General features: G+C 70.3%; 23 protein-coding genes. 8 read left to right on the top strand and 15 right to left on the bottom strand.

What is annotated here, in order from left to right:
* The first annotated feature begins 25 nt into the window (after nt 1–25).
* Nucleotides 26–2,254 (top strand): GH92 family glycosyl hydrolase, encoded by a 2,229-nt coding sequence (locus tag KBO27_RS12930; protein WP_246536924.1) that lies wholly within the window; start codon nt 26–28, stop codon nt 2,252–2,254.
* A 2-nt stretch (nt 2,255–2,256) separates the two neighbouring features.
* On the opposite strand, the gene KBO27_RS12925 is transcribed toward KBO27_RS12930, so the two are convergent.
* The 9 genes from KBO27_RS12925 to KBO27_RS12885 all read right to left on the bottom strand — a co-directional run bounded on the left by KBO27_RS12925 (nt 2,257) and on the right by KBO27_RS12885 (nt 12,044).
* A complete protein-coding gene (locus KBO27_RS12925) occupies nt 2,257–3,417 on the bottom strand; it encodes a PucR family transcriptional regulator (protein ID WP_246536922.1) in 1,161 nt (386 codons plus the stop codon).
* A gap of 200 nt (nt 3,418–3,617) precedes the next feature.
* A complete protein-coding gene (locus KBO27_RS12920; protein WP_210970204.1) occupies nt 3,618–4,724 on the bottom strand; it encodes an MCE family protein in 1,107 nt (368 codons plus the stop codon).
* Nucleotides 4,721–5,863, bottom strand: a complete 1,143-nt coding sequence (locus KBO27_RS12915; protein WP_210970203.1) for an MCE family protein — start codon at nt 5,861–5,863, stop codon at nt 4,721–4,723. The genes KBO27_RS12920 and KBO27_RS12915 overlap by 4 nt, the downstream gene beginning before the upstream one ends.
* Complete coding sequence (locus KBO27_RS12910; RefSeq protein WP_210970202.1) at nt 5,863–7,047, bottom strand: MCE family protein; 1,185 nt, start codon at nt 7,045–7,047, stop codon at nt 5,863–5,865. Before KBO27_RS12910 ends, KBO27_RS12915 begins: the two co-directional genes overlap by 1 nt.
* Nucleotides 7,044–8,069 carry an MCE family protein gene (locus KBO27_RS12905; RefSeq protein ID WP_372448846.1) on the bottom strand — a complete coding sequence of 342 codons (1,026 nt, stop codon included), beginning with the start codon at nt 8,067–8,069 and terminating at the stop codon, nt 7,044–7,046. The genes KBO27_RS12910 and KBO27_RS12905 overlap by 4 nt, the downstream gene beginning before the upstream one ends.
* Nucleotides 8,069–9,097: an MCE family protein gene (locus KBO27_RS12900; RefSeq protein ID WP_210970200.1), complete on the bottom strand. Its 1,029-nt coding sequence runs from the start codon at nt 9,095–9,097 to the stop codon at nt 8,069–8,071. Before KBO27_RS12900 ends, KBO27_RS12905 begins: the two co-directional genes overlap by 1 nt.
* Nucleotides 9,094–10,416, bottom strand: a complete 1,323-nt coding sequence (locus KBO27_RS12895; RefSeq protein ID WP_210970199.1) for an MCE family protein — start codon at nt 10,414–10,416, stop codon at nt 9,094–9,096. The genes KBO27_RS12900 and KBO27_RS12895 overlap by 4 nt, the downstream gene beginning before the upstream one ends.
* Nucleotides 10,413–11,252: an MlaE family ABC transporter permease gene (locus KBO27_RS12890; protein WP_372448842.1), complete on the bottom strand. Its 840-nt coding sequence runs from the start codon at nt 11,250–11,252 to the stop codon at nt 10,413–10,415. Before KBO27_RS12890 ends, KBO27_RS12895 begins: the two co-directional genes overlap by 4 nt.
* Nucleotides 11,253–11,255: 3 nt before the next feature.
* Nucleotides 11,256–12,044: an MlaE family ABC transporter permease gene (locus KBO27_RS12885; protein ID WP_210970198.1), complete on the bottom strand. Its 789-nt coding sequence runs from the start codon at nt 12,042–12,044 to the stop codon at nt 11,256–11,258.
* Nucleotides 12,045–12,334: 290 nt separating this feature from the next.
* Between KBO27_RS12885 and KBO27_RS12880 the strand changes: the two genes are divergently transcribed.
* Nucleotides 12,335–13,225, top strand: a complete 891-nt coding sequence (locus KBO27_RS12880; RefSeq protein ID WP_210970197.1) for an alpha/beta hydrolase — start codon at nt 12,335–12,337, stop codon at nt 13,223–13,225.
* A gap of 68 nt (nt 13,226–13,293) precedes the next feature.
* Entirely contained in the window at nt 13,294–13,491 is a 198-nt protein-coding gene (locus tag KBO27_RS12875) for a DUF2795 domain-containing protein (protein WP_210970196.1), read from the top strand.
* Here the strand turns inward: KBO27_RS12875 and KBO27_RS12870 are convergent.
* Nucleotides 13,488–14,702 (bottom strand): PP2C family protein-serine/threonine phosphatase, encoded by a 1,215-nt coding sequence (locus KBO27_RS12870; protein ID WP_210970195.1) that lies wholly within the window; start codon nt 14,700–14,702, stop codon nt 13,488–13,490. The genes KBO27_RS12875 and KBO27_RS12870 overlap by 4 nt on opposite strands.
* Before the next feature lie 69 nt (nt 14,703–14,771).
* Here KBO27_RS12870 and KBO27_RS12865 point away from each other — a divergent pair, with 69 nt between their 5' ends.
* Complete coding sequence (locus tag KBO27_RS12865) at nt 14,772–15,146, top strand: STAS domain-containing protein (protein WP_210970194.1); 375 nt, start codon at nt 14,772–14,774, stop codon at nt 15,144–15,146.
* Between the two features lie 65 nt (nt 15,147–15,211).
* Nucleotides 15,212–15,676: an ATP-binding protein gene (locus KBO27_RS12860; RefSeq protein ID WP_210970193.1), complete on the top strand. Its 465-nt coding sequence runs from the start codon at nt 15,212–15,214 to the stop codon at nt 15,674–15,676.
* On the opposite strand, the gene KBO27_RS12855 is transcribed toward KBO27_RS12860, so the two are convergent.
* The gene (locus tag KBO27_RS12855) at nt 15,677–16,426 is read right to left on the bottom strand and encodes an alpha/beta fold hydrolase (protein ID WP_210970192.1); all 750 of its coding nucleotides are present in this window, start codon (nt 16,424–16,426) and stop codon (nt 15,677–15,679) included.
* A gap of 120 nt (nt 16,427–16,546) precedes the next feature.
* Here KBO27_RS12855 and KBO27_RS12850 point away from each other — a divergent pair, with 120 nt between their 5' ends.
* Complete coding sequence (locus KBO27_RS12850) at nt 16,547–16,825, top strand: WhiB family transcriptional regulator (RefSeq protein ID WP_132673177.1); 279 nt, start codon at nt 16,547–16,549, stop codon at nt 16,823–16,825.
* Between the two features lie 69 nt (nt 16,826–16,894).
* Nucleotides 16,895–17,083: a ubiquitin-like protein Pup gene (locus KBO27_RS12845; protein WP_210970191.1), complete on the top strand. Its 189-nt coding sequence runs from the start codon at nt 16,895–16,897 to the stop codon at nt 17,081–17,083.
* 70 nt (nt 17,084–17,153) lie between these two features.
* Here the strand turns inward: KBO27_RS12845 and KBO27_RS12840 are convergent, their stop codons facing one another.
* Together KBO27_RS12840 and KBO27_RS12835 are read right to left on the bottom strand one after the other, a co-directional pair.
* The gene (locus KBO27_RS12840; protein ID WP_307870385.1) at nt 17,154–18,281 is read right to left on the bottom strand and encodes a DUF5938 domain-containing protein; all 1,128 of its coding nucleotides are present in this window, start codon (nt 18,279–18,281) and stop codon (nt 17,154–17,156) included.
* 30 nt (nt 18,282–18,311) lie between these two features.
* Nucleotides 18,312–19,115, bottom strand: coding sequence for an SDR family NAD(P)-dependent oxidoreductase (locus tag KBO27_RS12835; protein ID WP_210970190.1), 804 nt, complete (start codon nt 19,113–19,115; stop codon nt 18,312–18,314).
* A gap of 188 nt (nt 19,116–19,303) precedes the next feature.
* Between KBO27_RS12835 and KBO27_RS12830 the strand changes: the two genes are divergently transcribed.
* Nucleotides 19,304–19,936: a TetR/AcrR family transcriptional regulator gene (locus tag KBO27_RS12830; RefSeq protein ID WP_210970189.1), complete on the top strand. Its 633-nt coding sequence runs from the start codon at nt 19,304–19,306 to the stop codon at nt 19,934–19,936.
* Between the two features lie 64 nt (nt 19,937–20,000).
* Here the strand turns inward: KBO27_RS12830 and KBO27_RS12825 are convergent, their stop codons facing one another.
* Nucleotides 20,001–21,575: an alpha/beta hydrolase gene (locus tag KBO27_RS12825; RefSeq protein WP_210970188.1), complete on the bottom strand. Its 1,575-nt coding sequence runs from the start codon at nt 21,573–21,575 to the stop codon at nt 20,001–20,003.
* 126 nt (nt 21,576–21,701) lie between these two features.
* A complete protein-coding gene (locus tag KBO27_RS12820; RefSeq protein WP_372448841.1) occupies nt 21,702–22,538 on the bottom strand; it encodes a lysophospholipid acyltransferase family protein in 837 nt (278 codons plus the stop codon).
* Nucleotides 22,539–22,566: the final 28 nt, after the last annotated feature.

Genomic DNA, 22,566 nt, shown 5'->3' with positions numbered 1-22,566 from the left:
AACGTTGTCAATCGGGAGGTCTTCCTTGCGACGCCAGCACGACGTCAAGACCGTTCGACGCTCCAACGTTCCCAGCCGGCTCGCGGCCCTCGCGGTCGCCGCGGCCACCGCGCTCGCCATCGCCCCCGCCGCCGAGGCGCAAGACCGGATCGACGATCCGGCCCAGCACGTCAACCCGTTCGTCGGAACCAAGCCCGGTGGGCCGGACTTCGGGCACGGCGGCGGAGCGGGCAACACCTTCCCGGGCGCGGTGGCGCCGTTCGGGATGATGCAGTTCAGCCCGGACACCGCGACCTACCAGCACGGCGGCTACTCCTACGACGACAACCGGATTCGCGGGTTCAGCCTCACCCACCTCTCGGGGGCCGGGTGCGGGGACTTCGGCAACGTCCCGTTCATGCCGGTCCTCGGCGACTCGCCGGTGAACGACTACCCCTTCTCGCACGACAACGAGTCGGCCTCCCCCGGTTCCTACGACGTCACCTTCGACAACGGGCTGCGGACCGAGCTCTCGTCGACCCAGCGCTCCGGCATCGCGAGGTTCACCTACCCGCAGGGGCAGCAGGCGGCGTTGTCGGTGGACGCGGCGAAGGCGTTCAACGACGCGAGCGGTTCGGTGCAGATCGGACCGAACACCATCAGCGGTCACAGCGACAGCGGCGGTTTCTGCGGTTCCGACAACACCTACCGCGTGTACTTCCACGCGACCTTCGACCACGACTTCACCGCCCACGAGGTCAACGGCGGCCAAGCGTTCGTGAAGTTCGACACCGCCCGGTCCCCGCAGGTCGTGGCGCGGGTCGGGATCTCGTTCGTCAGCGCGGACAACGCCAGGGCCAACGCCGAGACCGAGCAGGGCGGGCGCGGTTTCGACGAGGTCCGCGACGGCTCCCGCGCGGCGTGGAACGGCGTGCTCGGGCGCATCGACGTCGGCGGCGGCAGCGACGAGGACCGGCGGCGGCTCTACACCGGGCTCTACCACTCCCTGCTGCACCCGAACGTCTTCAGCGACGTCAACGGCGAGTACGCGGGTTTCGACGGCCAGGTGCACACCGCCGCCGAGGGCCACGCCCAGTACGCCAACTACTCCGGGTGGGACGTCTACCGCTCGCAGCTGCCGCTGGTGGCGCTGATCGCCCCGGACATCGCCTCCGACATCGCGCAGTCGGCGGTGAACCAGTCCGCGCAGGGCGGCTACTTCGACCGCTGGACGGTCGCCAACGGCGGCACCGGGGTGATGGTCGGCGATCCGCTGCCGATCATGGTGGCCGGCGCTCACGCCTTCGGCGCAACGGATTTCGACACCGCGGCCGCGCTGCGGGAGATGCGGGAAGGCGCCACCAACACCGACGAGCGGCCCGGTCACTCCGAGTACGACTCGCTCGGCCACGTCCCGCCGGGCGTGCAGGACGTGTGGGGGTCGGCGGCCACGACGCTGGAGTACAACAGCGCCGACTTCGCCGTGTCGCAGTTCGCCGCGCGACTCGGTGAGACCGAGGTGCACGACCACTTCCTGGCCCAGGCGCAGAAGTTCAAGAACCTGTTCAACCCCGCCAACTCCTACCTCCAGCCGCGCAACGCCGACGGTTCGTGGCCGTCGTTCGATCCGGTGCAGACCGAGGAGTACACCGAGGGCAACGGCGCCCAGTACACCTGGATGGTGCCGTTCAACCACCGGGCGCTGTTCGACCTGATGGGCGGCGACGAGCAGGTGGTGTCGCGGTTGGACGAGTTCTTCACCGAGCTCAACGGCGGCCCCGACAAGCCCTACGCCTACCTGGGCAACGAGCCGTCGCTGAACACCCCGTGGGCCTACGCCTACGCGGGCCGGCCGGACAAGACCCAGGACGTCGTGCGGCGGGCGTTGACCTCGCTGTTCAAGTCCACACCGGACGGTGAGGTCGGCAACGACGACCTCGGGCAGATGTCGTCGTGGTCGGTGTGGGCCTCGATCGGCATGTACCCGCAGGTGCCGGGCAGGTCGGAACTGGTGCTGGCCAGCCCGATCTTCTCCTCGGTGACCATCGACCGCGGCAACGGCACGAGCATCACCGTCAACGCGCCGGAGGCCTCCGAGGGCACCAAGTACGTGCACGACCTGAAGGTCAACGGCGCCGACAGCACCAAGCCGTGGGTGGGCGAGGACTTCGTCGCGGCGGGCGGCACGCTCGACTTCACCCTCGGCGACCAGCCCGATCCCGCGTGGGGCAGCGCCCCGCAGGACGCACCGCCGTCCTACGACGTCGGGAGCTGAGGTCAGGCGTCGGCGCCGCGCCAGCGCAGCACTTCCAGCGCGGCGCCGACCCCGATCACGTCTTCGGCCAGCGGACGCGGCAGCAGCTCGTCGGCGCGCGCCAGGCGCCGCAGCACGGTGTTGCGGTGGGTGTAGAGGCGCTCGGCGGTGCGGGAGGCGTTGCACTGCTCGCGGAGGTAGGTCCGCACCACCTGGCGCACCTCGGGGTCGGCGTCTCGAAGAGCACCGAGCGCTTCGGCGACGAACTCGTCGGCGTGGGCGGGATCGGCCGTCATCAGTGCCACGAGCTGGACGTCCTCGTAGCGGGCCACCTGACGACGGGAGCTGAGCCTCGCCAGCATCCGCTGCGCGGTCAGCGCGTCGAGGTGGCTGCGGCGGAAGCCGTCCACCTCCCGCCCCGGTCTGCCGATCGACACGCGCACGTGCGGGTGGGAACCGAGGTGCTCGGACAGCTCCTCGGTGCCCGCGGTGGTCGCCACCGGCAGCCAGACCCAGAGGGTTCCTGCGGTGGCCACCACGGTCAGCCTGCGGCGCGCACCGGTGAGGGACACCAGTTCCTCGGCCGCGCTCTCCAGCTCCTCGAGGCCGACGTGGGCGGTGCTCCACACGACGGCGGCCGTGTGCGGCCCGGTCAGGCCGTACCCGAGCTTGAGCTCGGCCCGGCGCGCGCTGATCGGCGAACCTTCGAGGATGAGCGCGACGGCGGCGCGGCGGTCGGCGTTGGTGCCGCGGATGAGGGTGTCGAGCTCCGCCTGCATCCGCTCGCTGATGCAGGCGATGGTGTCGTTGACGTAGGTCGAGATCGACAGCGCCGTGACGTCGAGGAGTTCCCGCAGCTCATCGGGGTCGGAGGTCAGCGAGAAGCAGATCTCCATCCAGTACCGCCAGGCGACGTTCTGCCCGGCCCGGTAGGTGTCGAGGGCGTTGGCGTCGAGCCCGCGGCGGACCAGGTCCCGCGCGGTGTCGAGCGCCTGCCTGCCGAGGTGCGGCGGGACGCGGCAGCCGGGGTCCTGCACGTTGGCCGCGGCCCAGTGCACGACGTTGTCGACGTTGGTCTGCCGCAGCCCGTCGGCCAGCACCGGATCGGCCGCGATGGCCTGCGTGCGGTCGGTGGCGAGCACCGCGGCGTGCAGCTCGTCCGCCCAGCGCGCGGGCGGTTTCAACGCCGTCTCCGCGCCGAGCCGGATCAACTCCCGAACCCGAGCGGACGGACAGGGCCACGATCGAGTCACGGCAGGCACTATGCCCCAAAAGGTCCAATTTGTGGAGTGTCGGTGAGCAGCTGGTTAGGAATGCGGCGGAGCCGGTGCTTCAGGTGTGGGACTCAGCCCGCACCGCCACGCAAAGCAATCCCTCAATTCCCCTACCGGGGTGATTCGTGTTGGGAGCCCCGTACGTTGATGGGGCTGCCCGGGGGTTCCGCGCAGTGGGCTTGCAGGTTGGCGGGGACTTCGGCGAGGTCGGTGCCCGCTCGCTGGTGGGTGCTCTGGTAGCCCCGGGTGCAGACGAACGGGTCGAAGCTGTTGAGGACCAGGCCGAACCGGGCTCGCCCGTCGCCGGGGACGGTGGTCTTGGTGCCCTGCGCGAGGCTCGGGTAGGTGACCAGCAGCTGCTCCACGCCGTCCAGCCGGGTGCGGTAGACGTTGGCGGTGGTCAGCAGGTTCGAGAACAGCCCGCCGAGCTGCGGTCCGGATTCCCGCAGCAGCCCGCTGACCTGCTCGGCGGCGTCCGGTGCTGCGCCGATGACGCGACGCAGGTCGGGGTCGGAGGCGCGCAGCTGCCCGGCGAACAGGTGGAGGTCCCGGCTGAAGGAGGCGATCTCGGCGCCCTGCTCCCGCTGCGTCTCCAGCACCTCCCGGCCGCTGGAGATCAGGTCCAGCGTCTGCGGCAGGTGGTCGGTGGCGTGCCGGGTGTAGGCGTTCGAGGTGTCGAGCAGGGTGCCGAGCGGACCGTTGAGGCCGGTGAACGCCAGGTCCAGTTCGGTGACCACGGTCTGGAGCGACCCGATCGGGATGCTGCGCACCGTGCGGTCCAGGTTGGCCAGCAGGTCCTCCGGGGGCACCGGGATCGAGGTGCGGTCGCTGGTGATCACCGAGCCCTCCCCGAGGTGCGGTCCGCCGTCGGATCGGGGGCGGAGGTCGACGTACTGCTCCCCCACCGCCGACCGGTTGGCGACCACGGCGTCGGTGTCGGCCGGGATCTTCGGAGCGCTGTCCTCGATCTCCAGCGACACGTCGACGCCCTCCGGCGTCAGCCGCAGCGGTCCGACGCGCCCGATGGGCAGACCTCGGTAGGTGACCTCGGCGTTGGTGAAGATGCCGCCGGAGTCGCGGAACCGGGCGATGGTGGTGAACCCGCGGGAGGACACCAGCCGGTCCAGCCCGGCGTAGGTGGCGCCGACGTAGGTGATGCCGACCAGGGCGATCAGCACGAACGCCCCGATCTGCAGCTTGACCCGCTTCGAGATCACCGGACACCTCCGAGCACTGCGTCGAACGGCCCGCCCGGTCGCGGCGGTGGCGGCATGGCAGGTGCGGGCGCGGGTGCCGGTCCGGGCAGCGGGAGCGGGAGCGGGAACTCGCCGGGCCCGACGCCACCGGTGGGCGGCGGGCGTCCCTGCAGCACGTTGTCGACGATGGTGCTCAGGTCGAGGTCCAGCTGCAGGTCCAGGTTGGTGTAGTCGCCCTTGATCGCGTTCACGGTGTAGTCGGTGAACGGGAAGGTGACCAGGATTTCCAGCGACTTGGGGAGGTCCTCGCCCGCTTCCGCCAGCTTCTGCAGGATCGGGCTCAGCGACCGCAGGTTCTCCACGGTGTCCTGCCGGCTGCGCTCGGTCGTTTCCACCGCGACCTCGGAGAGCCGGTCCATCTGCTGGAGCATGGTGACCAGCTGCCCCCGCTGCTCGTTGATGACCTTCAGGCCGGGTCCGAGGTTGTCCAGCGCGAAGGCGATGTCGTGCTTCTGCCCGACCAGCGAGGTGGCGAGCCGGTTGAGCCCGTCGATGGCGCGGGTGATCTCGTCGCGCTGGCCGTCGAGCTCCCGGGTGAAGACCTCCAGGTTCCGGTGCAGCGAGCGGATGTCGGCCTCGTTTCCGGACAGGGCGGCGCCGAGTTCCTGGTTGATGTGCTGGAGCTGGCCGATGCCGCCGCCGTTGAGCAGCATCGACAGCGCACCGAGCACCTCCTCGACCTGCGGGTGCCGGTTCGTGCGCGACAGCGGGATGCGGTCGCCGTCGGACAGCAGCGCTTGCCCCTCCGTCGCGGAACCGTCGAGCTGGACGTACTTCTCGCCGAGGAGGCTGGACTGGCGCAGCTGGGCGATGGCGCTCGCCGGCAGCCGCACGTCGCGGTTGATCTCCAGGGTGACCTCGGCGGTCCAGCCGTCCGGGGCGAGCCGGATGCCGGAGACGCGGCCGACGGCGACGTCGTTGACCTTCACGCTGGCCTGCGGCACCAGGTCCAGCACGTCGGCGAGCTGCGCGGTGACCCGGTACGGGTCGTCGCCGAGGTCGGCGCCGCCGGGCAGCGGCGCGTTGTACAGGCCGGTGAACCCGTGCTGGCCGCATCCGGCGACCAGCAGGAAGCTCAGCAGCGCCATCGCGATCCGCATCAGCGACCACCTCCCGGATGCGGCGTTCCGGTGTCGCGCAGGGCGTCGACCAGCGGGAGCGGGATGTCCGGTGCGCGCCCGTGCTCCAGCGAGGTGATCGCCTCGGCCGGGGAGGGCAGCGGGACCGCTCCGGTGACGACCGGTTCGATGCGCTTGCAGGCGTCGGCGAGCACGGGCGGCACCGGGCGGTCCGGGGGCGACTGCCGCAGCAGCTTGCAGACGAGGACGATCGGCGGGTGGGTCAGCTCGTTGATGTTGCCGCGGGTGCGGGTGGAGCCGGTGGAGGCGTCGTAGGTGTTGGCGAGGTTCGACAGCCCCAGCGGTGCGAGGTCGGTGACCTCCTCCAGCGCCGCCTTCTGGTCGACGAGCACCTGCGTCACCGCCTGGAGGTGGTCGACGTTCGTCCGCAGCACGGCGCGGTTGTCGCGGATGAACCCGGCGGTCTCCGACAGCGCGGGCCCGAGTTCCCGCAGCGCCGCGCCGAGTTCGCCGCGTTCGGCGGCCAGGAACGCGGCGGTGTCGGACAGCTGGGTGTTGAACCGGCGCACCTGCTGGTCGCTGTCGGCGAGCGTGCGGTTGAACAGCTGCAGGTTGTCGACGGTGGCGAACATGTCCTCCTTGGACCCCGACAGCGTGGTCGTCGCCTGGCTCAGCCGGTGCAGCATGTCGTTGAGCTCCGCGCCGTGCCCGCCCAGGTTGGCGGCCTGGACGTCGAGGAAGTCCGACAACGCGCCCTGCTCGTTCGCCCCGTCCGGTCCCAGCATCCGCATCGTGCGGTCGGTGTTGCGGTTGATCTCGTCGAGCTCCAGCGGCGTCGCCGTCCGCTCGCGCGGGATCACGGCGCCGTCGGCCAGTTCCGGTCCGCCCTCGTAGACCGGAGTGAACTGCACGTACCGGTCGCTGACCAGGCTCGGCGCGACCGCGACGGCCTTGGCGTCGGCCGGGATCGGCGTGCCGTCGTCGATGCGCATCTCGACCCGCACCTTGGTCCCCTCGGGGACGACCTCGGTCACCGAACCGACCCGCATGCCCAGCACGCGCACGTCCGAGCCGGGGAACAACCCGACGGTGGCGCCGAAGTGGGCGGTCACGGAGGTGCGGGCGGCCAGCGAGACGGCCCACCACGCACCGCCGGTGATCAGCATCGCCGTCGCGAGGACGATGACCACAGCGCGCTTGCTCATCGCGGACCTCCCCCGGCGCCGCCCGCGATCGGTGGGCGGCAGCCTTCCTCGTTGGACGTCACCGGGCCGGCGTGCAGCATCGGCGGGACCTGGCCGCACACGTAGCTGTCGAACCAGCGCCCGTTGCCGACCGTGTTGCTGAAGTACCGCGCGAACGGCGCGAGGTTCTGCAGGCCCCGGTCGAGGTTGTCCTGGTTGCGGTGCAGCACCTCGGTGACCCGTTCCAGCGTGGTCAGCGCAGGTCGCAGCTGGGCGTGGTTGTCGGCGACGAGCCCGCGCAGCTGCTCGGAGAGCTGCCGGGTGCTGCGCAGCAGCGTGCTGATGGCCTCGCGCCGGAAGCGGATCTCCTCCATCAGCAGGTTGCCGTCGGCCAGCAGCTTCGCGAAGACCTGGTCGCGGTCGCCGAGCACCTGGCTGACCTGCCGGGTGTTGCTCAGCAGCTGCTTGAGCTGCTGGTCGCGGCTGGAGATGACCTGGGAGAACGCCGAAAGTCCGCGCAGCGCCTCGCCGACGTGGGCCGGGGTGCCGCGGAAGGTGTCGGCCATGGTCTGGAAGCTCTGGGCCAGCGCGGCGGTGTCGACCTCGCCGGAGGTGCGGCCGAGGTCCTGGAAGGCTTCGGTGACGTCGTAGGGCGAGCGGGTGCGGTCGGCGGGAATCGTTGCGGCGGAGTCCTGTTCGCGATCGCCCTGCGGGTCCAGCGACAGGTACTTCTGGCCGAGCAGGGTCTTGATCTCGATGGAGGCGGTGGTGCGGTCGCCGACCCAGGCGTCGTCGACGCGGAAGTCGACCTCGACGTGCTTGCCGCGCAACGACATCGAGGTCACCTCGCCGGCCTTGACCCCGGCGATGCGGACCTCGTCGTCGGGTTTGAGCCCGGCCGCCTCGGTGAACTGCGCGCGGTAGGTGGTGCCGCCGACCACCGGCAGGTCCTCGAAGTAGAACGCCAGCAGCGAGATCGCGGTGATCAGCACCAGTCCCACCACCCCGGCGGCGGCCGGGTCGCGCCGCTTGAGCCGCTCGATCATCGGCACCTCTCGGGCATCTGCTCGGGGGACGTCGCGGGCAGCGGCGCGGTCACGCCGAGGCTGGAGATGCGCACCTGCCCGGAGCTGCGGCACAGGAAGTAGTTGAACCACGACCCGTAGCTGGCGGTGCGGTTGATGGTGTTGAGCTTGTTGGGCAGACCGGCGGCGAACCGCTCCACGAGCGGCCGGTGGTTGTCGAGGTGGTGCGAGAGCACGCCCAGGTGCGCGATGCTCTCGCGCAGCGGCTGCCTGCCCTCGGCGAGCAGCCCGGCGGTCGCCTCGTTGACCTGACCGATCCCTTCCACGGCCGAGCCGATCTGCTCCCGGTCGGCGGCCAGGCCGGAGACGACCTGCTGGGTCTGCACCAGCACCTCGTCGAGCTCGGCGTTGCGGCTGTTGACGGTGCCGAGGACGTCGTTGAGGTTGGTGATGACGTCGCCGATCACCTGGTCCCGGGAGGCCAGGGTCTGGGTCAGGGAGCCGATGTGCGCCAGCAGGCTCTGCACGGTGCCGCCTTCCCCTTGCAGGGTCTGGATGATCGCGTGCGAGAGCTTGTTGACGTCCTCGGGCGAGAGCGCCTGCAGCAGCGGCTTGAAACCGTTGAACAGCACCGTGAGGTTCAGCGCGGGCCGGGTGCGCTCGATCGGGATCGTCGAGTCCTCCGGCAGCATCGCCCCGGAACCGCTCCCCCTCTCGACGGCGAGGTAGCGCTGTCCGACGAGGTTGCGGTACTTGATCGACGCGGTGGTCGAGGCGGGCAGCGCGCGGTCGCCGAAGAGCGTGAACTCCACGTGTGCCTGCCGCTTCTCGGCGATCTCGATCGAGCGGACCTGGCCGACCTTGACCCCGGCGATGCGCACGTCGTCGCCCTCGTTGAGCCCGGTGACGTCGGTGAAGCGGGCCGAATACCCCGTGGTGGGGCCGAAGCTGGTGTTGGCGATGGTGACCCCGAGCAGTCCGGTGGCCAGCAGGGTCACCGCGATGAACGCGACGAGCTTGGTCAACGATGGCGTGATCGACCTCATCGCACCTGCACCTCCGCTCCTCGGTACAGCGGTCCGACCAGCAACGTGCTCCACGCAGGGACCTCGTCCGGGCGCAGCCTGGTCGCCGGTGACAGCAGGGCCGCGATGAGGCGCTGCTCGGCCGGTGAGTGCTGCATCGAGCCCGCGGTCCCGGTGAACGAGCTCGGGCTGGTCGAAGCCGGTGGTGTGCGCTGCTCGCGCTGCGGCGGGTGCGTCGAGCCGTCGCGCGGCGGTCCGCCGCCGGGCAGGTCGGCGGGCATTGGGACCTGGTCGTAGCAGCGGGGGCCGCGCCGGTCCTGCCAGCTGGGTTCGTCGTGGCCGGGCAGGTACTTGTCGGCGCTGTCGCTGATCTCCACCCGCAGGCGGATCACCCCCGGCGTGTCGGTGCCCTTGCCCGCGACCTGGTCGAGGCGGGGCACGGCATCGGCGAGATCGTCGAACAGGCAGGGGTATTCGGGCGAGTAGCGCGCCAGCAGCCGCAGGTGCTCGCGGCTGGCCGCGTTGAGGCCGATGATGTTCTCCTTGTTGGCGCGCAGGAATCCGTCCAGGTCCCCGGCTCCGGTCGTCACCGTGCGGTAGAGGCGGTCGAGGCCCGCGCGGTTGTCGGCGACGGTCCGGTGGTTGACCGCCAGGTCGCGCAGCGCCTGCGTCAGCTCCGGCGTGGTCTCGGCGTAGAGGTGCGCGACGTCGGCCAGCGCCTGGATGTTGCCCTTGAGCTCGGGCAGCGCCGGATTGAACTGCTCCAGGTAGCGGTTGGTGGCCACCAGCGTCTCGCCGAGCTGCTCGCCTCGTCCGTCCAGCGCCATCGAGACGGTGTTGAGCGTGGTGGCGAGCTTGTCGGGCCGGACGGCCTGCAGCACCGGCATCAGGTCGCTGAGCACCTTCTCCAGCTCGATCGACGCCTCGCTGCGGTCCTGCTCGATGACCGCGTCGTCGCGCAGCGACTCGCGGGAGGGCTCGGGTGGCGGGACGAGGCTGACGTAGCGCTCGCCGAAGAGGGTCTTGGGCAGCAGCCGCGCGGTGACCCCGGCCGGGATGAGGTGCGCCTTGTCCGGGTGCAGCGCCAGGTCCAGCTCGGCTCCGGAGGCGGTCGCGCGCACCTCCCGCACCTCGCCGACCACCAGGCCGCGCACCTTGACGTCCGAGGGCGGTTGCAGCTGGTTCCCGACGCGGTCGGTGCGCAGCAGCACGTCGACCACCGGCGTGAACGCCTTCTGGTACACCGCGACCGTCGAGGCCAGGAACAGCACGATCACGCTGATGAACACCGCCCCGACCACCCGGCGGCGCACCGCTTCGGCCCGCTCGCCCGCCCTCATCCGGCGATCCGCACGGTCGTGGTGGCGCCCCAGATGGCGAGGCTGAGGAAGAAGTCCAGCACGTTGAGCGCGATGATCGCGGTGCGCACCGCCCGTCCCACCGCGCTGCCGACCCCGGCGGGACCGCCGGAGGCGCGGAAGCCGTAGTAGCAGTGCACCAGGATGATCATCAGGCTGAACAGCAGCACCTTGCCGAAGGAGAACAGCACGTCCTCCGGCGGCAGGAACAGGTGGAAGTAGTGGTCGTAGGTGCCCGCGGACTGGCCGTAGAAGTAGACCGTGATCACCCTCGAGGCCAGGTAGGACGACATCAGCCCGATCACGTACAGCGGGATCACCGCGCCGATCCCGGCCAGCACCCGGGTGGTCACCAGGAACGGCACGCTGCGCACCGCCATGACCTCCAGCGCGTCGATCTCCTCGGAGATGCGCATCGCGCCCAGCTGCGCGGTGAACCCGCAGCCGACGGTCGCCGACAGCGCCAGGCCCGCGACCAGCGGCGCGACCTCGCGGGTGTTGAAGTAGGCCGAGACGAACCCGGTGAAGCTGGCCGTGCCGAGCTGGTTGAGCGCGGTGTAGCCCTGCATCCCGACGACGGTGCCGGTGAACAGCGTCATGCCCACCATCACGCCGATCGTGCCGCCGAGCACCGCCAGCGCACCGCTGCCGAAGGTCACCTCGGCCAGCAGCCGCAGCACCTCCTTGGAGTAGCGGCGCAGCGTGCGCGGCGCCCACGCGAGGGCGCGCAGGTAGAACATCGCCTGGTCACCGGAGGCGTCGAGCACCCGCAGCGGGGCGTTGAGCAGCCGCCGGACCCGGCCGGTCGCCACGACCACGGCTCACATCCCCTTCGCCGGGACGAGCTGCAGGTAGATCGCGGTGAGCACCACGTTCACCAGGAACAGCAGCATGAACGAGATGACCACGGCCTGGTTCACCGCGTCCCCAACGCCTTTCGGCCCCGGCGCCGGGTTGAGCCCGCAGTGCGCGGCGACCACCCCGGCGATGAACCCGAAGATCACCGCCTTGATCTCGCCGATCCACAGATCGGGCAGCTGGGCGAGGCCGTTGAAGCTGGCCATGTAGGCACCGGGAGTGCCGCCCTGCATGATGACGTTGAAGAAGTAGCCACCGAGGACGCCGACGACGCTGACCACGCCGTTGAGCAAGGTGGCCACCAGCATCGCCGCGAGCACACGCGGCACGACCAGCCGGTGGATCGGTGAGACGCCCAGGGTTTCCATCGCGGCGATCTCGTCGCGGATGGTGCGCGCGCCCAGGTCGGCGCAGATCGCCGAGCCGCCGGCCCCGGCGATGAGCAGCGCGGTGATCAGCGGGCTGGCCTGCTGGATGATGGCCAGCACGCTGGAGGCACCGGTGAACGACTGGGCGCCGATCTGCTTGGTCAGCGAGCCGAGCTGCAGTGCGATCACCGCCCCGAACGGGATCGACACCAGGGCGGTGGGCACGATGGTCACGCTGGCGACGAACCAGGACTGCTGGATGAACTCGCGCCACTGGAACGGCCGGGCGAACACCGCCCTCGCCACGTCCACGGCGTGCAGGAACAGCCGTCCGGTCTCGCTGAGCGGACCGGTACCGGCCGGTCGCGCCACTCGCACACCCATCGCGGCTCCCCGAGGTCTCGACAGGACATCCAGAGTGATCAGCCACACACCTCGCAACCAGGGGCACTCTGCCCCGCGATTCCCCCACACTGGTGCACATCGCCCGTAACCCGAATCCGACCCGCGAGCGATAGACATCTCCGGGCTCGCGGAATTCGTTCCACCCCAACGACATCCACGGTCCCAAGTGGAACACGCCCGTCCGCCTCCGACGTGGCCCCGGTTTGACCGGGCTGGAACGGGTACTCCCGGAACGAAGACCCGTCGAAGCACGAGAGGGGGTTCCGCCCGTGGTGAGCTGGCAGGCCCGGGCCGTCATCGCGAAGTACTGGGTGACGCGGCGCAAGCAGGTCTTCGCCGACCCCGGGAAGTTGCGGGAGAGCGCGGAGAGCCACCAGGCCGAGGAAGTGCAGGTGCCCGACTGGGTCCACCGGCGCTTCGACGTCGTGGAGTCGGACGTGCTCGGGCACCGCTGCTACACCCTGCACCCCCACGAGCCGGAGAACTCGCAGCACATCCTCTACCTGCACGGAGGCGCCTACGTGCATCAGGTCGAGCAGGCGCACTGGAGGTTCCTGGCCCGGCTGATCGACGCGACCGGCTCGGTGGTCACCGTGCCGATCTACCCGCTGGCGCCCGCGCACACCTACGACGAGACCCTGGCGATGATCTGGGAGACCTACCAGCGCGTCCTCGGCGATCTCCCGGCCGAGGACCAGATCATCATGGGCGACTCCGCGGGCGGCGGGTTGCCCCTGTTCGTGGCGCAGCGGATCAAGCACCACGACCGGCCGCAGCCGCGCCGCCTGGTGCTGTTCGCGCCCTGGCTGGATCTCACCACGACCGATCCGGGCATCGCCGAGCGCGAGCCGCACGACCCGTTCCTCAGCGGACCGGGGCTCCGCGAAGCCGCCCGGCTCTACACCGACGGCCTCGACCTGCGCGATCCGCGGGTGAGCCCGCTGTTCGGCGACCTGTCGGGACTGGCGCCGATCAGCGTGTTCACCGGGACCCGCGACGTGCTGCTGACCGACTCGCGACGACTGCGCGACAGGATCCGCTCGACCGGGGCCGACCTCGACTACGAGGAATACCCGGGGATGTTCCACGGCTGGATACTGCAATCCCTGCCGGAGGCCAGGCACGCGACCGATCGGGTTTCGGCTCTCGTAGGTGATTGAACTGGCCGGTTTCTGGGAAACCACCACGCAGAGCCTGCCCGGACACGCCGAAGACGAGGTGAGCGGTCATGACCCATCCTCCGGACCCGGACCGCGTGCAGCCGTTCCTGCGGGAGGTGCACTACCCGGTCAGCAAGCAGGAACTGGTGCACATCGCCGAGCAGCAGGGCGTGGACGGCGAGGTGCTGCGCGCGCTGCGCATCGTGCCCGACCGCACCTACGAGAACCAGGAGGAGGTCAACGAGGAGGTCGCGCTGGGAAGCTAGCCGTTGCGGCTGAGGACCAGCAGCGTGACGTCGTCCCCGGCCGACGCCGCGGTCACCAGGCGGTTGGTGACGGTCGTGCAGACCTCGGGGGCCGGGGCGCACTCGATCGCCTCGCACAGTGAGTTCAGCCCGACGTCGATGGACTGCCGGCGGCGCTCGACGAGCCCGTCGGTGTAGAAGCACAGCACCGAGGACTCCGGCAGCTCGACGGTGGTGGATCGCCGCTCGCGGCGGGACACCTCCACCCCCACCGGCGGGTCCACCGGCACCTTCACGAGGTCGCCGCAGTCACCGGGCAGCGCGAGCACCGGGGGCAGGTGCCCGGCCAGCGAGAGCTCCAGCCGCGCCGTGGCCGGGTCGTAGAGCGCGTAGGACACGGTGGCCATCGCGTCCGGCTCGAAGTAGGTGACCTTGCGGTCGAGCTTGTGCAGCACCCGGGCCGGGTCCTCGTCGTCGAGCGCGTACGCGCGCAGCGCGCTGCGCAGCCGTCCCATGACCACGGCGGCCAGCAGACCGTGGCCGACGACGTCGCCGATCACGATGCCGACCTGGCCGGAGGGCAGCTCGAACACGTCGTACCAGTCACCGCCGATGCCGTGGTCGGCGCCGGCGATGTAGCGGCCGTCCATCGAGACACCGGGAACGGACGGCAGGCGGCCGGGCAGCAGGCTGTGCTGCAGCACGGTCGCGGCGATGCGTTCCGCGCGCGAGGAACCGACCTTCGAGACCGAGGCGATGCGGTCGGCGGCGATGCGCACCAGACCGGCGTCCTCGTCGCTGAACCCGTGCTCGCCGAACGCGCCTACGCACAGCACTCCCAGCGTGTCGCCGCCGGCGACCATCGGGGCGCCGACGAGCGATCGAATCCCCTTCTGCTGCAACGGCGTGCTGATGAGGACGTCGTCGTCGACGCGATCGAACACCACGGCTCGCTCGGAGTCGAGCACGGCTGCGGCGAAATCGTTGCCCACCGGGATCCGGACGCCCTGCCGGACCTCGTCCTCGACGCCCACCGAGGCGGTGGCGATCAGCTCCTCACCGCCCGGATCCAGCAGCAGGACCGTCGCCATGTCCACGCCAAGGACATCGCGCACCCGGGCCAGGATTTCGCGCAGCAGCTCGTTGACGTCCAGGTGAGCCAACGAGGTGTCCGTGACCAGTTCGATGCGCCGCAAACGCTCCTCGGCGGAAGAGTCCGCAGAAGCACGCATGCGTTCAGCATAACCGTCGCGCTGCCGTGCGTCTTTGCCAAGTGGGCCCACCGGTCTCATCATGGGGCCATGGCTACCGACATCAACGAGAGCCCGACACCGTTCAGCGCGGTGGCCGAGTGGTCGGGCCGCACGCTCTTCGTCACCGCGACCGGCGAGGTCGAACTGGTCAACTCACCGCAGCTCGAAGCGGTGCTCAACCACGCCCTCGCCGACGGGCCCGAGGTCCTGGTGCTCGACATCATGGACGTCACGTTCCTGTCGTCGGCGGGGCTGGCCGTGCTGGTGCGCGCCCACCGCAACGCGGAGGAGGCCGGCACCCGGTTCCGTGTCGTCGCCGCCAACGTCGCCACGCTGCGCCCGATCCAGCTGATGGGGCTGGACCAGGAGTTCGACGTGTTCGCCGACCGCGATGACGCGCTGACCGGCGCACGGGGTTTGTGAGCCGTCCCAGCCGCCGAACCTAGGAGCTGAGCCTCGTTTGACGGAGAACTGTGAGGAAGCGACCTATGGCACCCGCTCAGTCAGGCGGGCCGGAGCCCAGGTCCGTGGACGCCTTGCGCCGCCGCGGAATCCTCGCCTCCGCCGGTAGCTTGCCGGTGCTGCGCGACGAGCTGGACCAGTGGGCCCGCAACGCCGGGCTCGGCGACAGCCTCGCCGGTGCGCTGGCGCTGGCCACCTACGAGGCCATGGCCAACGCGGTCGAACACGCTTACGGCGGCATGCCCGGACCGTTCGACGTGGAGGCCTCGCTCGTCGACCGGGGCGTCGAGGTGACGGTCACCGACCACGGATCGTGGCGCTCACCGCAGGACGGTGACCAGGACCGCAAGCGCGGTCTCCCGCTGATCCACCGGCTCGCCGACGAAGCGGTCGTGTCCGCCGGGCAGAACGGCACGCGGGTGCGGATGCGGTGGGAACTCCGGGGCCAACGCGTCGAGGGCGACCTCTCGGCCGCGGACGCCGCCGGATGATCACACCGCGGCGAGGAAGTCCTCGACCGCGCTCCCCAGGTCGTCGGGCGCCGCGAACGGCACCATGTGCGCCGCGCCGGGCCAGACCAGCAGGCGCGCTTCCGGGAGCAGCCGGGTGACCCGCTGCGCCCAGTCCTGCGGCACCAGCGCGTCGTGCTCGCCGCGCACGACCAGCGCTGGCGCGCCGACCCGGGGCAGCTTGTCCTCGACGCGGTCGTGGATCGACTCGGCGAAGCTGGTCACCACGCGCCGGGGGCCGGCTTCCCGGTAGTCGCGGAAGGTCAGCGGTGCGAGCCGGCGCGGTTCGCAGCGGGCGTTGCGCAACCACCGGCGCACCTGCCCCTGCCAGGTGCGGGCGCGCGGGTCGGTGGTCGGGCCGACCAGGACGAGCCCGCGCACGCGCTCCGGGGCCAGCAGCGCCGCCTCGACGGCGATCTGGCACCCGAAGGAGCATCCGAGCAGCACGACCTCCGCCAATCCCGCCTGCTGGCGCCACACGTCCAGGGCCTGCGCCAGGTCGTGGAGGCCGAGCGGGCGCCCGGAACGACGGCTGGACCCGAAGCCGGGCAGGTCCACCGCCCACGTCTCGCGCACACCGGCCCGGCCCGAGACGAACGGCAGCAGTTCCCGGCTGGAGACCCCGGCGCCGTGCACGCACACCAACGGAGGGCCCGGGCCCTCGACGTGCCACGCCACGACGCCGGCCTCGGACAGGTCCGGGCGGTCGAGTTCGGTCCTCGTGCGCTGCATCGACTCCGGGCTACCCGCAACGGCCCGGTCCGAACCGGACGCCGCCATGTGTGAACCGAGCCCCCATCGGGTATTCCGATGATCGACCGGATGATCAGCGTCTGCAGCACGGAGGTGAGAATGACCGCCACGGAGCGCCTTCCGAAACCCAACAGCGACTCCTGGCACTGGCAGCTGCGCGCCGCGTGCCGGGACCTCAGGACCGCCCGGTTCTTCCACCCGGACAACGAACGCGGCGAGCGCCGAGCCCAGCGGGAGCGCCAGGCCAAGGCCGTCTGCCGACGTTGCCCGGTCATCGCCCAGTGCCGCGAGCACGCGCTGCGGTCCCACGAACCCTACGGCGTGTGGGGCGGCCTCGGCGAGCAGGAGCGCCGCAGCCTGCTCCGGAAGGCGAGCTGAGCGCGGGGATTCGCGTTCCACCGCAACGGGTATGGCCAGCGGGCGAGCCCGCCGACCGTGGAGGCCCACATGCACCAGGACAGGACCCGCAGACCCCCGGACGACGACGAGGACGCCCCGACCCCGACGACGTCGGGCCACCAGCGCCGCGAGCAGCTCGACGAGGACACCGACGAACTGCTCGACGACATCGACGACGTCCTGGAGGACAACCCGCAGGACTTCGTCCGGGGCTACGTGCAGAAGAACGGGCAGTGAGAAGAGGGGTTGGGGGGGGGGGCGGGGGCGGGGGGGGGGGGCGCCGGCGGGCGGCGCCCGGCTCGGCGGGTCACTGGTGGACTTCGACGATCGGGTTGAGCACGAGCCCGAAGGCGCGCAGCGTGCCCAGCAGCTCCCGGTGCCCGAACGCCTGGCAGCCGGAGGCGAAACCCGCTCGCCGGGGGCGGTCCTGCAGCAGGTGCGCGGCCGCGTGCACGTTGAGCAGTGCGGTCTGCTTGTAGTTGCAGTTGCCGTGGATGACGCAGTGCGCGCGTCCCAGCGGACCCGAGGCGTGCACCGAGTCCAGCGAGGTGTTGATCCGCGGGTTCTCCCTCGGTGGCATCTCGCTTCGCACCTGCGCCGACGTGGCGTCGATGATCTCGTACTTCTCCTGCTCGGACTTGCCCTCCATCTGCTGCAGGGCGGCCGTGACGATCTGCGGGACCGCCTGCATCAGCTCGCGGTTGAACACCCCGCCCGACGCTCGGGCGTTGGCGACCCGGGGGTCGTTGTAGAACCACACCGGGTGCGAGGTGCCGCCCCACGGCAGCGCGAGCGCGAGCTCGTGCTGTCCCGGAACGACGACCTCGGTCAGGCCACCGTCGGCGGGCCACGCCACGAACTGGTTCTGCTCCAGGTAGAAGGCTTCGGAGAACGCCGCGTTGGTCAGGATCGTGTTGGTCGAGGCGACGGTCGGGTAGCCCTTCCAGAACACCTGGATGTCGAGGGTGTCCAGCCCCGGGGTCTCCAGGCAGATGTTGGCCGCGATCTCGCCGATGGTGTACATCTGCGCCAGACCGGGGGACAGCAGCAGGCCCTGGGCCGCGAAATCGGCGCCGTAGCGCTGTTCCACGTCGATCATCCAGTTCTGCTCGCCGTTGGGGTCGGTGTAGTGCGCGCCGATGTCCAGGCACGCCTGCACGACCTCGTGCCCGTGGCGGGCGAAGGGGCCGACCGTGTTGAGCACGACCTTCGCGCCGCGGAACGCCTCGGCCAGCGCCGCCGCGTCGTGCTCCACCTCGACGATCTCGTGCGGCACGGTCTCCACGCCGGGAACCGCCTCGACGGCTTCCTTGACGCGCTGGTGATCGCGGCCGGCGGCCAGGAACGGGATGTTGTGCTCGCGCAGGTATTCGCAGATGAGGCGTCCCGTGTAGCCGGAGGCCCCGTAGACGACAACAGGCTTGTCAGTGCTCACGAATTCGTCCTTTCGCAGTGCAGAAGCGGGTCACATGCCCATGCCGCCGTCGACCGGGAGTCCTGCGCCGGTGATGTACTTGGCGGCGCCCGATGCCAGGAACACGACGGCGTCGGCCATGTCGTCGACCTGCCCGAGCCGTCCCTGCGGCGTGAGGTCCACGACCGCCTTGGCGGCTTCCTCGGGGGAGGGGAACAACCCGATCTCCGCGCAGTCGACGGCGAGCTGGTTGCCCATCGCGGTCGGGGTCAGGCCGGGGTAGATGCAGTTCACGCGAACCCCGTAGCCGAGCTTCCCGGACTCCGCCGCCGCGACCCTGGTCAGCCGGTCGATCGCGGACTTCGTCGCGGAGTAGATCGAGATCCCGGGGAAGGCGATGGTGGCCGCGACGGAGGCGACGTTGACCACGGCGCCGCCGTTTCCGGCCGGACCGTCCGGGCGCATGGCGCGGAAGGCGTGCTTGAGCCCCAACGCCGTGCCGAGCACGTTGACGTCGAGCATCCTGCGGACGTCGGCGGGGTCGAGATCGGCTACGAGGCTGGTGATCTCGACACCGGCGTTGTTGACCAGCAGGTCGAACCCGCCGAGCGAGGCGATGACCTCCGGGACCGCCGCGGCCCAGCTGTCCTCGTCGGTGATGTCGAGCTTGACGAACTCCGCCGTCGCGCCCTTCGCGCGCAGCGACTCGGCGGTCTGCTTGCCCTCGTCGTCGAGCACGTCGCCGATGGCCACGGCGGCGCCCGCGGCGGCCAGCGCCTCGGCCATTCCGGCTCCCAGACCGCGCGCACCCCCTGTGACCAGGGCTCTTCTTCCGGACAGGTCGTAACTGGTCATGCGGAATCTCCTCCTTGAGATCACTGCTGCGCGCCGCCCTCGAACCCGGGGTGCGAGTTGGGTCACACCATAGAAGCGTCCTTTGACAGTCGTCAAGAAATTCTTTGACAACTGTCAAAGAGAAGGGCGGGAGATAGACTGGCGGACAGCCACAACGCCGGAACCAGCCAGCCGACAGGGACGAACCCGTGACCGAGGTCGCTGAAACCAAGCAGGAGCGGATCGCTCGCCGTCAGGTCGACAAGTTCGAGACGCGACGCAGGGAGCTCGCCGTCGCGACGCTGCAGACCCTCGCCGACCTGGGATACGCGCGCACGAGCCTGCGGGAGATCGCGCAGAACTCCGAGTTCTCGCACGGCGTTCTGCACTACTACTTCGCCGACAAGCGGGACCTGATCACCCAGGCGGTCCGGCAGTACGAAGAGGTCTGCGTGACCCGCTACGACGACGTCGTGGCGAACGCGGGCACGGCCGAAGAGCTCCGGAGCGGCTTCGTCGACATGTTCTTCGGGACCCTCGAGGCCGACGCCCACCTGCACCGGCTCTGGTACGACCTGCGCAACCAGAGCCTGTTCGACGAGTCGTTCCGCAACGACGTGCTCGACATCGACGGTCGCAGGCAGGAGATGATCTGGCGCGTCCTGAGCCGCTACGCCGAGCTCTCCGGCACCGAACCGGCCACCTCCCAGGCAGCCGCCTACGCGACCCTCGACGGCGTCTTCCAGCTCGCCCTGCTCCACCAACTGTCCGAAATGGACGACCAGGTCGCCGGCCTCGCCGAAGAACTCGCTCGCTTGCTGGACCTCCTGATCGCGAAATAGCGCCCAGCGAAAAGAAAGAACGGGCCGGCCTCCTGGGGAGGTCGGCCCGTCTTCTTGGGGTGGGTCAGCGGTGGTTGGACTGCAGGGCTTCTTGCAGGACTGTTGGTTGGCCGTGGGTGGACTGGGTGCCGACCTGCTCGGGGGTGGGTTGCGGCAGGGGTTCGCACGTGGTGTCCGGGCCGTCGCCGGGCTGGCGGGCGGGGAGCTCGCCCGTCAGCAGGTAGTCCGCGATCTGGTCGTCCTCGCAGGCGTTCCCGCTCAGCGAGCCCGAGTGGGTGGTGCCGCCGGGGAGGCTGATGAGGCTGGAGTTCGGGAAGCGCTTGCGGGCTTCCAGGGCGCCCGGGAACGGGGTGGCGGCGTCGAGCTCCTCGCTGATGAGCAGCGCGCTCTCGACCTCGCTGCCGTCGACCTCGACCGGCTTGCCCGCCTTGGCGGGCCAGTTCAAGCACGGGGCGTTGTACCAGGCGTTGCCCCAGGTCTCGAAGGGCGCCTTGGCGTGGGTCTCCCAGTTGTCCTTGCGCCACTGCTCCCAGCTGGTCGGCCACTGGACGTCCGTGCACTGCACGCCCGTGTAGATGGCGTAGCCGTTGTCGTCGCCCGGGGCGTTGGTGTCGTCGTAGAGCGCCTTGGCCGGGGCCCAGTCGCCGTTGTTGACCCACGCCGAGAACGCCTGCGCGCGCTCCGGCCAGACCGACGTCGAGTAGCCGGCCTGCAAGAACAGGTCCGTCCACTCCGAGGAGCCGATCACGTCACCGGCGGGCTGCTGGTCGAGCTTGGCGAGCTGGTCGTAGTACTGCTTCTCCACGTCGGCCGCGGTGGTGCCCAGGTGGTAGGTCGCGTCGTTGCGGGCGACCCAGTCGAAGAAGATCTTGATGTTGCGGTCGAAGGCCACGTCCTGGTTCAGGTTGGCCTGGTACCAGATGTCCTCGACGTCGACCACGCCGTCCATCACCACGCGCCGCATCCGCTCCGGGTGCAGCGTGCCGTAGACCTGGCCGAGGTAGGTGCCGTAGGAGAAGCCGTAGTAGTTGATCTGCTCCTGGCCCAGCGCCTCGCGGATGCTGTCCATGTCCTCGACCGAATCGGTGGTCTTGATGTGGTCGAGGAGCTTGCCCGCGTTGCCGCACGCCTTCGCGTAGCTCTCGGTGCGCTCCAGCCAGGTCTTCTCCAGCTCGGGAGTCGGCACGTAGTGCGGGCGGTCGTAGCCGAAGTAGTTCGGGTCGCACGACAGCGCGGGCTCACTGCTGCCCACACCGCGCGGATCGAAGCCGATCCAGTCGTAGGCCGCGCCTGCGTTCTTCGGGACGTACGAGCCGAGCACGCTCAGGTTCAGCCCGGAACCGCCCGGACCACCCGGGTTGACCAGCATGACTCCCTGGTACTGGTCCTCCGGGACGGTGTGCTTGATGCGCGAGACCGCGAGCTTGATCTGCTCGCCGGCCGGGTCGGCGTAGTCCAGCGGAACCGAGACCTTGCCGCACTCGGCACCGGCCTTCTGCAGGGACTCGCTCTCGCACGGGCCCCACTGGATCGGTGCCGGGGTGAATTCGGGTGCCGGCGCGGCGGATGCCGAGCCGACCGTCGGCGATAAGCCGATCAGCAGCCCGAGCGCCAGCGCGGTGGTGGCGACTTTTTTCACGGATCGTCCTCGTCTGTCCGAGTTCTCGCCGGTGACGGCGATGCAGTGTGGACAGTTAACGAGATCGAATCGGTTCAGGGATCGTGATTGGCGAAAAATGGTCGAACCGGCCGCGTTTCCGCTCGGTCACCGGCTCAGCCAGGGGGAGGGCTTGTCGGTGACCGGGCGGGTCGGGTCGTGGTGCAGCGGCGCCTCGGGCTCGTCGATGCGCAGCGGGATCAGGCCCTCGGTGATGGCGCGCATGATGCGATCGCGGGCGCGCGCGGCGTCACCGACGCGATCGGCGGCCAGGTCGGAGAGGTCGACGGGAGCGCCGAAGTGGACCCGCATCGTCGGTCGCCGCACGACCGCCCGCAGCCACGACGAGAACAGAACCCACAGGTCATGGGCACTTTCCACGCGGACCATGCCGTAGCACATGGCCTCGTGCGCGCCCCACTGGCTGATCGGGATCACCGGGGTCCCGGCGGCCAGCGCCATCCGCGCGACACCGGTCTTGCCGCGCTCGGGCCACATGTTCGGCTCCAGGGTGAGCCGTCCCTCCGGGTAGACCAGAACCGGATTCGCGTCCTCGGTGAGGGCGTTGACGACCTTGCCCAGCGCCTCGCCCGCGCTCGCCTTGCCCCGGTCGGCGCGGACGTGACGTCCGGCGCGCATGATCGAACCGATCACCGGCGCGTCGAACAGGCCGCCCGTGGCCACGAAGCGCGGCGAGATCCTGCGCTCCCGGCAGGCCGCGATGAGCACCAGCGGATCCAGGTTCCCGATGTGGTTGGCCGCCATCAGCAGCGGCTTCCCGCGCAGGTCGTCCGGCACGTCGCCGGTGATGACCAGCCGCCCGGTCAGCGCGATCACCGCGCGGTCCACGCGCATCAGCGCACGCCACAGCCTCGGCGTGGCGCGGAACAGGTTCTCGCGGTCGCTTCGGTGTGTCGGCTCCGGGCCGCTGGGCAGGGCAACCATGATGGGCAAGGATCTCATGGCTTGTGCG

The sequence above is a fragment of the Saccharopolyspora endophytica genome, assembly GCF_018070075.1.
Taxonomy (GTDB): Bacteria; Actinomycetota; Actinomycetes; order Mycobacteriales; family Pseudonocardiaceae; genus Saccharopolyspora; species Saccharopolyspora endophytica.
This window is presented reverse-complemented; position numbering and strand designations above follow the sequence as displayed.